Raw genomic sequence first — 12991 nt, forward strand, 5'->3', positions numbered from 1 at the left:
CAATATGGATAAGAATACGATAAACGATAGAAATTTAAGTCAACTCCGGTTTTTTCCTGTACTAATAGCGCTAGGATTAATTTTATCGCTGCTTTTTTTGGCATATGACAGCACAATTGCACTTGGAGTTGCTGCCGTTTCAATTTTGACTTTTCTTCAAGGATTTTTTATTAATGACCCTAATGAAGCAAGAGTGATAGAGTTTTTTGGTCATTATATTGGAACTTATTTTAAGTCTGGAATATGTGTAACGCTTCCCTTTTCAAGCAAATATATAGTTTCCCTAAAATTTCAAAATATCAACACAGAAAAAATAAAAGTGAATGATGCCAATGGAAGTCCAATAGAGATTTCAGCAGTGATTGTTTGGAGAGTGAACAGCCCGGCGAAGGCGTATTATAATGTTAACAACTATCACGAATTTGTTTTTGTACAAAGTGACTCAGTAATAAGAGAATTAGCAAGCAATTATCCGTATGATAGCGAAAGCGATGAGGAGTCTTTACGTAAAAATTCTGATAAAATTTCAGATGAATTGCGGTCAATGTTACAACAAAGATTAGATATTGCAGGAATTGAGATTACAGAAGCAAGAATATCGCATTTGGCGTATTCGTCCGAGATTGCACAAGCAATGTTAAGGCGTCAACAAGCACATGCTATCACTTCGGCAAGAAGGCATATAGTGCAAAATGCAATAGGAATTGTCGAGGAAGTAATAGCTCATTTTGAAAAAAACAAAAGCTTACAATTAGATGGCAAGCAAAAGGTTCAATTGATAAATAATTTGTTGGTTGCCCTAATCTCTGAGCAAGATGCACAACCGAAGATTAGTTTAGATAATAATTAGCATAGGAGCCGATTGGGTTTCATAAATGCAAGTCACTATTAATTTCTTGATTAATAGACTAAATGATGTTATAAATTACACGCATTAGGGGTGCTCTAGAAAAGCTGAGAGTACATAAAGTACAACCCTTTGAACCTGATATTGTTAAAGCAAGCGTAGGAAAATGTATGTATATAAATATTGAAGAATGCTTCGGCTTCATTGCGTTAATTGCATCTCTAATTGGATTATCACCTCAAGTATATAAAGCATATATCACTAAAGTTACTCGTGATGTATCGATGTTAATGTTAGTAAACTATCTTATTTGTTCATTGTCTTGGATTGGCTATGGTCTTTACCAGAGCTCAATTTTTGTGGTGCTTAGCAATATTGCTGGATTAGTGATTAGCATAATATCAATTATTCAAAAATGTTACTACGATGCAAAACCTGCACCATGATCATGTGCTGCACTGCAGTACACAACAACAATATCGTTCTATTGTAGTGCTAAATGGAAAAATACCGAGCTCATCGTTTTTTAAACGAGATATACCTATTATTGCTGTAGATGGAGGAGCAAACAAGCTTCTATCAATTGGCGTAAAACCTGATCTTGTAGTAGGAGATTTGGATAGCGTAAATCTGGATTTACGTGCTAATTTGAATACGATATATCTACCTGATCAAGATTATTGCGACTTTTCTAAAGCAATGGCTCACTTAAAAACAGTAAAGTTATTGCCATCAATAGTAACGGGTATTACTGGAGGAGCAATTGATCACATACTACAGAATATTAACATTTTTCTAAGTACGGGCAGTATCTTTTACACACCTTCACCTCCCATGGTAGGTTACACTTTACAAAAAGGTATTACCCATTTTTTTTCTTTGCCAAAAAATACTAAAATATCTTTACTTGGTATACCGAGAGCTCAAATATCAACTAAAGGATTAAAATGGGAACTGCACCTTAGTAATCTTGCTTTTCCGGGAAAAAATTCTTGCTTTAATCGAAGTTTAGGCAATAAGGTATCCGTAGAAGTACACAGTGGTATATGTCTAGCAATGATTTATTTAGAGACAGTAGATGATGCTGCAAGACATCATGTGCGTCAAGTTAAGAAGTAAATAGACTTCTTGCATAACCCAAACTAAGTAGAAAAAAGGTATCATCCAAGTAGCTGACACTGGTTCCTTTATGACGTGTCATTCCAGTTTCAGCTACTTGAATGACAGCAGTCCTACGTCATACCGCCGCGGTATCTCTTAGCCGCTAACAAGCAGCGGGATGACGAATTGCTTAACCGTCATACCGCCACGAACCGTCATACCGCCGCAGACCGTCATACCGCCGCGGTATCTCATCCGCTAACACGTAGTGGGATACTTGATCTTTACAGGGATGACGGTTGTCAGGCTAGCCTGTCATCCCAGTGCCCAGACACTGGGATGGCTTTGTTGCATCGCTCAAGTGAAAAGAACTGGCAGTTACTGACAAAATTCATTATAAATAGCCATTTAACTGTTGAAGAAAAAATATGCCACAAAAAATGAGAGTCAGTAACTGCCATGAATATAACAAATTTCTCCAAGAAAGAGGAAGCATTTTTTGTTATATCAATGACGCCATAGAAAATTGGTACGAGAATTGTCCAAAAATGCAGGGCGGCAACTATATTTATAGTGATAAAGTTGTGATTTTGGTGCATATAATCGTCAGTTTCTTTAGAATTGGTTTAAGACAAACAGTCGGGTTTATAAAAGGGTATTTGCAACAAATAGGAAGAGATTTGGCAGTTATCAGCTATTCACAAGCATCAAGAAGGTTTAAGAAACTTAATATTAAGATAAATGATTGCAGAAAATAATATGGAAGATATCGAAATTGCTATAGACAGTACAGGAATTAGTATATACAACAACACTCCTGGTCACAGCAAGGAAAATAGCACTAACAGAAAATATCGTGGCTATGAGCAAACGAGAAAATTGCACGTAATGTTGAATATAAACAACAAAAAAGCCATAGCTGTAAAATACAGTAACGGTGTCTACTCTGATCACTATGGAGCTTGTGATTTGCTAAAAGAAGTTGATTTTCAGCATGCCATAAAAGCACTATATGCAGATAGAGCATGTGATAGGCACAAGTTTTATAAGTTGTGTAACGAATATGATATAAAGACAAAAATTCCACCAATAAACAATGCGGCAGAACATCCAGAAATAGATTATATGTCTGACAGGAATGCTGCTATTAGGTTAATAAAATTATACGGTGAAGATGGCATGAAAGAATGGAAAAAAGAAGTAAATTATGGGAAAAGATCTTATATTGAAGGGTTTTTCTCAAGATTAAAGCAAATATTCGGATTTAGTTTTAGGAATAAATCTGAGATAAATCGAGAAAAAGAACTGCTAATCAAATGCTATTTGCTTAATAAATTCACTGATATTGGTATGGCTAAATTTGAGATAGTTACATGAATTTACCATAAATCACCATCTCATAAAGTGTGATGCAACAAAGCCCACTGGGATCCAGGAATTTTATTAAGTTGGTAAGCATAAAAGTGTTATGTAAAATACAACGTTCTTGATGGGATTGCGTGAAAGGCTGGATCCCAGTGTCAAGCACTGGAATGACATCATAGGAGCACTGGGATGACACCCTACTTAACCGTCATACCGCGATTCATTCGCGGTATCTCTAGATCCCGCTAACAAGCAGCGGGATGACGGTTGTCGTTTAGCCACAAATATTTAAGAAATTTACCAAACGAAAAAAAGGCAAAAGAAACCCTAGTCATTGTCTATTTTCAGTATTGGCGTTTTTTAAGTCTTAAACACTGCAATTTAGCTGCTTTTAATTGCAACTAACCTACGCTGCAAATGTTTAAGAAATTTACTAAGCAGAAAAAAAGACAAAGAATTCCCGAGTTAGCTAGTCTTTTACTATCTCTGTCGAGTATTGGCATTTTTTGATGTCTTGTAACGCTTTATAAGCGCGTTCAGCTTATTTAGATAAAAATCTAGATGTAGATGAAGTTTTGTAAAGACATACAGTATCTATATACTGCAAAAAATTGAACATAAGACGCCGATACATTAAGTAATCCTTACCTTTTAATCTGCAGATTGGCGAAAGCAAATACAATAGCTTCAGTTTCATGATAGGGGGGCTGGCGGAGTTTGTCAAGGAAGTTTTTGTTTCTACTGAATGACAGTTGTGGCTTGGGAGGTAGTGCAAGAAGTCTATTGTATTACTGAATCATTAATAATTCAGTAATAGTGCCTGCTATGTAGCTAAAATTTTCCTTTAACTTAAGCTATATGTAGCTAAAATAACTTGGGTTTACCGACGATTTGACAAACGACAAATTCGTCATCCCGCTACTTGTTAGCGGGATCTAGAGATGCCGCGGCGGTATGACCCTGACTTGCATTAGCTATGTATAATAAAGGGAATCTATGACAAAAGAATCATTGGTAAAAACTGATATAGTGAAAGTTGAAGACAAAAAGGCGGTAAGAAGCTTTTTTAAAATACTAGGTGGAGTGGCAGATGCTGTAAGATCGTGGATTGGTAACATCAGTCCTGATTTAAGCAACAGTCGCGATATCGATAGTTTAGTCTTGAAGATGAACGAGTGCTTAAATCCAAAGGGAGGGGAGGTTTCAGCACGTAAAAACGCTGTATCTCTTGGTAACTTGTACTTAAGCTTATCAGAGAAAGGTAAAATAAAATTTCTACAAACCCTGGCAGAAAAATTTAATCCGAATAAAGCGGAAATAGATGAGAAAATTAGAGAGTATAAGAAAAACCAAGATCCCGAGTTAAACTATAAATTTGAACAGGATTTAATAAAAATTCTTGAATCACCGCGTTCTAAAATATTAAAGCAATTTATTTCTTTACCAGAAGGCCTTAAGTTTATTGTTGATATGCGTTCTGATGTGCTTAAGCTAAAGAACCAATATAGAAGCTTGAATCCACTAGAGAGCGAATTAAAAAATATACTCTATACTTGGGTTGATGTTGATCTACTCGATCTTCGTCAAATCACCTGGGATTCACCTGCATCATTGCTAGAAAAACTTATAAAATATGAAGCTGTGCATAAAATTTCCTCTTGGGGCGACCTAAAAAACAGACTAGACTCTGATCGTCTCTGTTTTGCTTTTTTTCATTACAAGATACCAAACGAACCTCTAATTTTTGTAGAGGTTGCATTGGTGGATAAGATTGCAGATAGCATTCAACACCTTTTAGATGAGTCAGTACCTTCAAATGATCCGAGTAATGCGAGCACTGCTATATTCTATTCAATATCAAATACTCAAGCAGGGTTATCTGGAATCAGCCTTGGTAATTTTTTGATCAAAAGGGTTGTAGAAAAGCTATCACAGGAGTTTAAAAGTATAAAAACATATGCAACTCTTTCTCCAATACCTGGCTTTACGAAATGGCTAAAAAACAATCTAAACCAAGATGTCACTTTATTGGGCAAACTAAATATAAAACAATCTAGTGCAGAAATTTTAGAAAGTGCAGAGCAATTAAAAACTAATGTTGAATGTACAAATGAAACTAAACAATACATGCTTAGACTATGTGCATATTATTTACTAAAAGTGAATAATAGTAATGGAAATACTTATGACCCGGTGGCGCATTTTCATTTAAGCAATGGCGCATCAATAAAACAATTAAACTGGATGGCGGATACTTCTGAAAAGGGTATTAGTCAGTCAGCCGGGATGATGGTAAATTATCTATATGAGTTGCCTAAAATAGATAATAATCATGAAAACTATATGGTTAATAAAGTGATTTCCTGCTCGAAAAAAGTGTCGTCTATGTTGAAGGAGTAAATAGTCTCTTAATAAAGGATTGCCCTCACAACACTTAAAATGTAAAATAGTTTCACTAATTAAGTATAGTGGGCCATAAATGAACAACATAAGGAATTTCGCAATAATAGCGCATATAGACCATGGTAAGTCAACGCTTGCTGACCGTTTAATAGAGGAATGTAACGGCCTTGAAGCAAGAGAAATGACCAATCAAATACTCGATTCAATGGATATAGAACGCGAACGTGGGATTACAATTAAGGCACAGACGGTAAAACTCAATTATACGGCAAACGACGGTAATCAATATTGCCTAAATCTCATGGACACCCCAGGTCACGTTGACTTTTCTTACGAGGTAAGTCGAAGCTTAGCCGCATGTGAAGGTTCACTTTTAGTGGTAGATAGTAGCCAGGGCGTTGAAGCACAAACCCTTGCAAATGTATATAAAGCTATTGACAACAACCATGAAATAATAGTTGTGCTCAATAAAGTTGATCTTCCTGCTGCAGATCCAGAAAAGGTAAAACTCCAGGTTGAGGAAGTAATTGGCATTGACGCAAGTGAGTCAGTTTTAATATCAGCAAAAACTGGACTTGGAATAAAAGATGTACTGGAAGCAATAGTAGCAAAACTTCCAGCTCCTCAAGGTGATGTCAATGCTCCATTGCAAGCAATTTTAGTTGATAGTTGGTATGACACTTACTTAGGAGTAGTAATTTTAGTGCGAGTTAAAAATGGAGTGCTAAAAAAAGGCATGAAAATTGTTATGATGTCTAATAATGCTACATATCAGATAGATAATATCGGTATTTTCACCCCTAAAAAAGTGATGACGGGTGAACTTTCAGCGGGTGAAGTTGGTTTTATAACTGCTTCAATGAAGGAAGTAGCAGACTGCAAGGTAGGGGACACTATCACTGAGGAAAAGAGACCTTGTAGTAAAGCACTTCCTGGATTTAAAGAAGTGCATCCTGTGGTATTTTGTAGCATTTTTCCTCATAAAACGGATGATTTTAAATATCTAAGAGAAGCTCTAGAAAAGTTACATTTAAATGATGCAAGTTTTACCTTCGAAGCTGAAACTTCAAATGCACTAGGCTATGGATTTCGTTGTGGTTTTTTGGGAATGTTGCATCTTGAAGTTATTCAAGAAAGGCTCGAGAGAGAATTTGATTTAGACCTAACAGCAACTGCACCGAGTGTTATATATAGGGTTACAACACGAAGTGGTGAAGTTTTGAATATTCATAACCCAAGTGATATGCCAGATCCAACGAAAATTGAAATTGTGGAAGAGCCGTGGATTACTGCAACAATAATGGTCCCTGACCAATACTTGGGAGAGATTCTATCTCTATGTGAAGAAAGGAGGGGAGAACAGGAGGATTTATCTTACATTGGTAACACAACAACAGCATTGTTAAGATATAAATTACCACTATCTGAAGTTGTTTTTGACTTTTATGATCGATTAAAATCAATTTCCAAAGGATATGCAAGTTTGGATTGGGAAATTTCCAGCTATCTGGTAAGCCAAATAGATAAATTAAGCTTTTTAATTAATGGAGAGCCCGTAGATGCACTGGCTTGTATCGTTCACAAAAGTAGGGCAGAAAAAAGGGGGCGTGAAATATGTGCACGCTTGAAGGATCTAATACCACGTCAGCAATATAAAATCGCGATTCAAGCGGCAGTGGGCGGAAAAATTATTGCCAGAGAAACGATTAACCCATACAGAAAAGATGTAACAGCTAAACTCTATGGTGGAGATGTAACGCGAAGAATGAAACTACTTGAAAAGCAAAAGAAGGGTAAAAAAAGGTTACATTCTATAGGGAACGTAAATATTCCACAGAATGCTTTTATTCAAGCCTTGAAGATAAGTGATTGATCTTAAAAGACTTCTTGTATAGTTTTTGGCAACAACCGTTAGAAACGAAAAAACTTACTTGACAAACTCCGCCAGCCCCCTTATCATGAAACTGAAGCTATTTATTTATCTTCTCTGTACAGATTAAATGACAAAAAAACTCACGTATCTGGCGTCTCATGTTTAATTTTTTGCACTATGTGCACCTTATGTCTTTATCAAACTTCTACCTACATAAGCTGAAACGCGCTTATAAAGCGTTTAAAACATAAAAAAACGCCAACTTAAAAAATGGATAGTGAATAACTAGCTACCCTAGGGTTTCTTTTGCCTTTTTTTTTATTTGGTAAATTTCTTAATGTTTATGGCTAAACGACAACCGTCATCCCGCTGCTTGTTAGCGGGATCTAGAGATACCGCGAATGAATCGCGGTATGACGTGGGAAACCTTTCTTGGGTTAGCTATAGAGTTGACTTTTTTATTATGGTATGTGATAATTGCAGTGTTATTAAGTTTAGTGGTAAAATGATAATGGATATAGCCTATTTAGCAGCACTTATATCAGCAGCTATAATAAAAATAGCAGCAGTAATACTTTGTGCTATAATGTGTATAAGCGTTTTCTTTATATTATTTAAGGGAATTAAAGAACACTTAGATTCAAAAGGATTTCTATCTCTTCTGAAAACAGTAGGTGTAATTTCTATAATACTATCAATTATATCTCTCCCACTTATTATATTAAGCCTTACTACTCCGTCACCTCTGGTAGTAGGTATAGTAGGTGGTATCGTTGGTGCTATTTCCATAATACCATTAATAGTAGCTTACATTTTGCTTTCAATAACATCGAAAGGATTGTCTCAACAGCCTGAAAATTATCAGCACTTGTTCTTAACTTCTCTTTTACTGTTTATTGGAAACATCATAGCTGGAGCTTTTATCGCTGTAAGTGGTGTTTTTCCAATATGTAAAGTAGATTCCTTATCATCTTTATCAGCAGCACTAGAGTCCTTACCTGCAGTAGGAATACATGCACTAGCACTTACGATTGCAACTGCAATTGGAGTAGTTATTGTAATCGATCTCGCTAAGCAAGCTAAGGAGTACATATCAGGTAAAATAATGCAAGCAGAAAAAGAATCTGTGACTGATACACATAAAGAACCAGACTCTAAAGTGGATGAAGCAAAAGAAGGAAATGTTAAAAATGAGCGGAAAGTACCTCTTTTGCCCTAAATATAAAGATGTCATCCCAGTGCTCCTTTTTTTGTCATCCAAGTAGCTGACACTGGGATCCAGGTTGCTCACAAGCAAACTAGCATAGAAAGTGGTTACAACGTTTTCGATGAGATTGCAGAAAGGCTGGATCCCAGTGGGCTTTGTTGCATCGCTACTTATGAAAGGCTAACTATAATTAGGATTATAAGCAACTTATTGAAAATCTTGTTTTTTTGCAATCAATCTGATCAAATTTAAGAATAGTAATTTGTTATTTATATTAATAAATTTAATTCTATTGAAAATAGCTAAAGCATTGAAATTCTTGAATTTTAGCCGGATTAGTGAGTGGTAGTGAAATTTCTTTTACTCAAATTTAGGTATTCACTGACCGTTCTTGTTATAAATACCAGAATAATAAGCTACTGATATTCTCCACCTTTTTTATCTTTAATCCATCATAGCTAGCGATGCAACAAAGCCATCCCAGTGTCAAGCACTGGGATGACAGGGGAGTTGGATGACACCGTCTTGGATGGAAATCAGTGTCAGCTACTTTCATGACAAAAAGAGGGCACTTGGATGACAGGAGAAGGAAGCATTGCCCTCCTGGTAGCACAATGTTCGTGCAGTTGTGTGTCAACTACTTTTGTGGCACCGTTTGTTATTCAATCTTTATGCTAGTTTTACTAAAAATTATACTATTTTAGATATAATTACAATATCTAAGTTTAAGGTATAGAGATGAATCCTACAATCAAGAGAATTTTCAATATTTTTCTTATAGTATTATTTATTTCTTTTTCTCATGTTGGGAGTGCTGCCGCTGACACTAATACTGATACAACTGCTCAAGTAATATGTAACATTATTGGCTACGTTTGGGGAATAGGCGGACCGCTTATGACCGTAGTGATAATAGGTGCAGCTTTGCTTGCGATATTTGGTAGAATGCCATGGCCAGCTCTTTTTGCACTCGGTATATTTTGTGCTGTATTTTTCGGTGCTAAAACTATCGTCATAAAAGTAATGGGTGGTATAGGCGGCACTGGAAATACTTCTTTGATGGACCAATGCGGAACAGGAGACACAAAAAAGAACTATTTTTTTCTAAAACAGACCTGATGCACGGCTTCAACTATATCTTCCACTTGCGGTAATGCTTTTTTTTCTAGATTTGCAGCGTAAGGTAAGGGGATGTCCTTGCCAGTTACACGTACAACTGGAGCATCAAGGTAGTCAAATCCTTGTTCCATAATAACGGCTGACAGCTCTGCTCCTATTCCTGCAAATGGCCATCCTTCTTCTACACTAACTAACCTATTAGTCTTCTGAATAGAGTTAATAACAGTTTGAGTGTCAAGTGGTCTTAAGGTTCTGAGGTCAATAACTTCAGCTTCTATACCTTCACTCGAAAGTAAATCTGCTGCATTTAAGGCATCCATTAATTTTAATGAAAAAGCAGTGATAGTTACATCCTTTCCTTCCCGTATAACAGCAGCTTTGCCTATCTCAAGTAGATAATCTTTGTTTGATAGCTCAGAGTCAGAAACTTCATGCTCATGTCCATAAGCTATTTCGTTTTCTAGAAATATTACCGGATTAGGGTCACGAATTGCAGCTTTAAGCAGACCTCTGCAATCTGAGGCAAAATAGGGTGCTATTACTTTTAACCCCGGTATATGCGAATACCAAGCTGCAAAGCATTGAGAATGTTGTGCAGCAACTCTTGCTGCAGCGCCATTTGGTCCACGAAATACTATAGGGCATCCAAGTTGTCCGCCTGACATATAATTTGTTTTTGCTGCGGAATTCACAATTTGGTCAATAGCTTGCATAGAAAAATTAAAAGTCATAAACTCGACTATTGGCTTTAATCCAGCAAATGCCGCTCCAACAGCAAGGCCAGCAAATCCATGTTCGGTAATAGGCGTATCAACTACTCTGTTTTCTCCAAACTCTTTCAGTAATCCTTTCGTTACTTTATAAGCACCATCATACTCTGCAACTTCTTCACCCATGATAAGCACATCAGAGTCGTTTTGCATTTCTTCTCTAATTGCTGTGCATAAAGCTTCTCTTACACTTAAGGTTGCCATTTATAAACTTTTATAGACTTTAACTAAAGTAACTATATCAGAATTACTGGGGGTAAGTAAAGTGTACAAATTAAGTTTTACAAACATCATGACCAACTCATTCCAAAAAAAAATCTTCTCACGCTTGCTGGTTTTGGTTGCTAAAAATGATTGTATTGCTTGTGTTTTTAATAATATATACTGCTAAGTTAATAATAATTCACTTGGGAATAACAGAAAAATACATGATAATTTTATATTTCAAATAGAATAAAATCCTTTTTATTGATACTGTCTTTTTTTGTAAAAAACATTCCTAACTTTTCCACCACTTTTTCTGGCTAAGGTCAGTATAACTTTTGCTTGAAATAACTGTTTATATGGTGCAATTTACAGCTTTTAGTTGCTAAAATTATAACTCTTAATTTAATAATTTTAATCCAATAAGCTTTCAGGTTAATAAAATTAAATTATTTGAGTAAATGCAATACCATGTCTTTATTTGTGGGTAATAATAAGAATAACGAAGGTTGGCTCAGCTACACTTCTATAATTTCAATTTTTATGTTTACCGTATAAAAGAAGTTTCTTCTATCTGTGTCTTCGCGTTTGAAACTAACTTTATTCTATCTCTTTCTTGTTCTGGACTTAACCTGTGAAGCGCGTAACTGAAATCTTCCTCACTCACTATAAGCCGTCTTTGCGCACCAGCGCTAATTTTTGCTTCATTCACTAATTGCTCTAACTCAGCCCCAGAATAGCCTTCAGTCTTGTCTGCAATGTCTTGGAGGCTTAGCTTTTCATCAGTTTTTGTACCTCGCATATAAAGTGCCAATATCTTTTGTCTCACCTCTATGTTTGGATTAGGGACATAAACCTTCTGACCTAAACGTCCAGGTCTAATAAGTGCTGGATCTATACCACCGATAAGGTTAGTTGCACCAATTACTATTATATCTTTTCTGCTCTTAAATCCATCTATTTCAGTTAACAACTGTGTTAAACTCTCTCGACAATGGTAAGCTGAGTTATTAGCGGTACTTCTTTTTTGAGCAACTGCATCTATTTCATCTATAAAGACTATACAAGGAGAATATTTTTTTGCTATTTTAAAAAGCTCGCGTACAGCATGTGCACCATGACCAATATATACTCCAATAAGTTCAGGACCTGAGATGCTTATGAAATTCATATTTGATTCACCTGCAATTGCACGAGCGATAAGTGTTTTACCATTTCCAGGAGGGCCATATAATATGTAACCTCTTAGTGAATTAATACTTTTATTTCCAAACAGCTTGCGCATTTCTTCTGTCATTTGGTCACAGCAAATCATCTGCAACCGTTGTTTTAAGGAGTCATCAATTATAGCATCAGCAAATGTTATTCTTTTATCATCTGAATTAGCTAATTCTATCGATATAGGCAGCTCTACTTCCTTTAGTTTGCTGAATACTTGATCATATACAAACCAAACAATAAAAAGGGGAACGACAAGTAACACACAAGGCATAGCTTCACTAACATAATGTGCAGCTAACTCATACCCTTTACTAAGCAACATTGTATGCATATAGGCAAACAAAAAAGCGATAGAGACAATAGTTGCCACGCATAGTAAACAGATTGAAATTCTTTTTAGTAATTCTGAAATTTCAATTTTTTTCATCTTAATACCTTATACCAATTTTAAACTAAGAATAATTTTATCTAGCTTACCTATTTTAGCTTGATTAGAGCGTTCAGAAAAATTATCAAGTACGTACTTTAATTTATTAAATACTAAAAACAATATATCACCATATTGTCACATACATCTTTAAAGTTTACCAAATTCATTTTCAAAAAACAAGATTTTATTATTAACCAGAATTCTGGATTAGATTTTAGGTAAATTATTGAAAGTCTTGAATTTTACTAAATTAGTAACTAGTCTTAAAATGCTTACTGCTTTATCGTAAATGCTAAAACAATAAGCTATTGATATTCTTGTTTTTTTTAATCTCCAATCCAGAATTCGGGTTAAAAACGCTAACTTGTATCTTCAAGAAGTAAGACATAATAGCTCTAAAATGTCTTGCAAGGAAAGGTAAAGCTGAACGCTAACTTATGCCAGAAAAATA

13 protein-coding genes and 1 riboswitch are annotated in these 12991 nt (G+C 35.5%); of the genes, 9 read left to right on the forward strand and 4 right to left on the reverse strand.

Going from position 1 to position 12991, the window contains the following annotated elements; genetic code table 11:
* Positions 1 to 4 precede the first annotated feature (4 nt).
* The 5 genes from ABWU29_RS04225 to ABWU29_RS04245 all read left to right on the forward strand — a co-directional run bounded on the left by ABWU29_RS04225 (position 5) and on the right by ABWU29_RS04245 (position 3325).
* The gene (locus ABWU29_RS04225; RefSeq protein ID WP_141457374.1) at positions 5 to 850 is read left to right on the forward strand and encodes an SPFH domain-containing protein; all 846 of its coding nucleotides are present in this window, start codon (positions 5 to 7) and stop codon (positions 848 to 850) included.
* Positions 851 to 926: 76 nt separating this feature from the next.
* A riboswitch (TPP riboswitch) is annotated at positions 927 to 1029 on the forward strand.
* Positions 1018 to 1293, forward strand: coding sequence for a SemiSWEET family sugar transporter (locus ABWU29_RS04230; RefSeq protein ID WP_006280002.1), 276 nt, complete (start codon positions 1018 to 1020; stop codon positions 1291 to 1293). It overlaps the preceding riboswitch by 12 nt.
* Positions 1274 to 1966, forward strand: coding sequence for a thiamine diphosphokinase (locus ABWU29_RS04235; RefSeq protein ID WP_010962623.1), 693 nt, complete (start codon positions 1274 to 1276; stop codon positions 1964 to 1966). Before ABWU29_RS04230 ends, ABWU29_RS04235 begins: the two co-directional genes overlap by 20 nt.
* A gap of 410 nt (positions 1967 to 2376) precedes the next feature.
* Positions 2377 to 2706, forward strand: coding sequence for a transposase (locus ABWU29_RS04240; RefSeq protein WP_141456678.1), 330 nt, complete (start codon positions 2377 to 2379; stop codon positions 2704 to 2706).
* Positions 2690 to 3325 (forward strand): transposase, encoded by a 636-nt coding sequence (locus ABWU29_RS04245; protein WP_264953956.1) that lies wholly within the window; start codon positions 2690 to 2692, stop codon positions 3323 to 3325. The genes ABWU29_RS04240 and ABWU29_RS04245 overlap by 17 nt, the downstream gene beginning before the upstream one ends.
* On the opposite strand, the gene ABWU29_RS04250 is transcribed toward ABWU29_RS04245, so the two are convergent.
* The gene (locus tag ABWU29_RS04250) at positions 3318 to 3509 is read right to left on the reverse strand and encodes a hypothetical protein (RefSeq protein ID WP_081600765.1); all 192 of its coding nucleotides are present in this window, start codon (positions 3507 to 3509) and stop codon (positions 3318 to 3320) included. The genes ABWU29_RS04245 and ABWU29_RS04250 overlap by 8 nt on opposite strands.
* 800 nt (positions 3510 to 4309) lie before the next feature.
* Here ABWU29_RS04250 and ABWU29_RS04255 point away from each other — a divergent pair.
* The 3 genes from ABWU29_RS04255 (at position 4310) to ABWU29_RS04265 (ending at position 8808) form a co-directional block, all read left to right on the forward strand.
* Positions 4310 to 5713, forward strand: a complete 1404-nt coding sequence (locus tag ABWU29_RS04255) for a malonyl-CoA decarboxylase (RefSeq protein WP_353280172.1) — start codon at positions 4310 to 4312, stop codon at positions 5711 to 5713.
* Between the two features lie 79 nt (positions 5714 to 5792).
* On the forward strand, positions 5793 to 7589 hold the full coding sequence (gene lepA, locus ABWU29_RS04260; RefSeq protein ID WP_015588959.1) for a translation elongation factor 4: 1797 nt from the start codon (positions 5793 to 5795) through the stop codon (positions 7587 to 7589).
* A gap of 463 nt (positions 7590 to 8052) precedes the next feature.
* A complete protein-coding gene (locus ABWU29_RS04265) occupies positions 8053 to 8808 on the forward strand; it encodes a hypothetical protein (RefSeq protein WP_015588960.1) in 756 nt (251 codons plus the stop codon).
* Between the two features lie 382 nt (positions 8809 to 9190).
* Here ABWU29_RS04265 and ABWU29_RS04270 read toward each other — a convergent pair whose 3' ends face one another.
* Positions 9191 to 9433, reverse strand: coding sequence for a hypothetical protein (locus ABWU29_RS04270; protein ID WP_141457193.1), 243 nt, complete (start codon positions 9431 to 9433; stop codon positions 9191 to 9193).
* A 101-nt stretch (positions 9434 to 9534) separates the two neighbouring features.
* Here ABWU29_RS04270 and ABWU29_RS04275 point away from each other — a divergent pair, with 101 nt between their 5' ends.
* Complete coding sequence (locus tag ABWU29_RS04275) at positions 9535 to 9915, forward strand: TrbC/VirB2 family protein (protein WP_015588961.1); 381 nt, start codon at positions 9535 to 9537, stop codon at positions 9913 to 9915.
* On the opposite strand, the gene ABWU29_RS04280 is transcribed toward ABWU29_RS04275, so the two are convergent.
* Entirely contained in the window at positions 9891 to 10889 is a 999-nt protein-coding gene (locus ABWU29_RS04280; RefSeq protein WP_015588962.1) for a pyruvate dehydrogenase complex E1 component subunit beta, read from the reverse strand. The genes ABWU29_RS04275 and ABWU29_RS04280 overlap by 25 nt on opposite strands.
* 547 nt (positions 10890 to 11436) lie before the next feature.
* Positions 11437 to 12537, reverse strand: coding sequence for an ATP-binding protein (locus ABWU29_RS04285; protein WP_015588963.1), 1101 nt, complete (start codon positions 12535 to 12537; stop codon positions 11437 to 11439).
* Positions 12538 to 12991 lie beyond the last annotated feature (454 nt).

Origin of the sequence: Wolbachia endosymbiont (group A) of Phasia obesa, assembly GCF_964028125.1 — a bacterium.
Classification (GTDB): Bacteria; Pseudomonadota; Alphaproteobacteria; order Rickettsiales; family Anaplasmataceae; genus Wolbachia; species Wolbachia pipientis.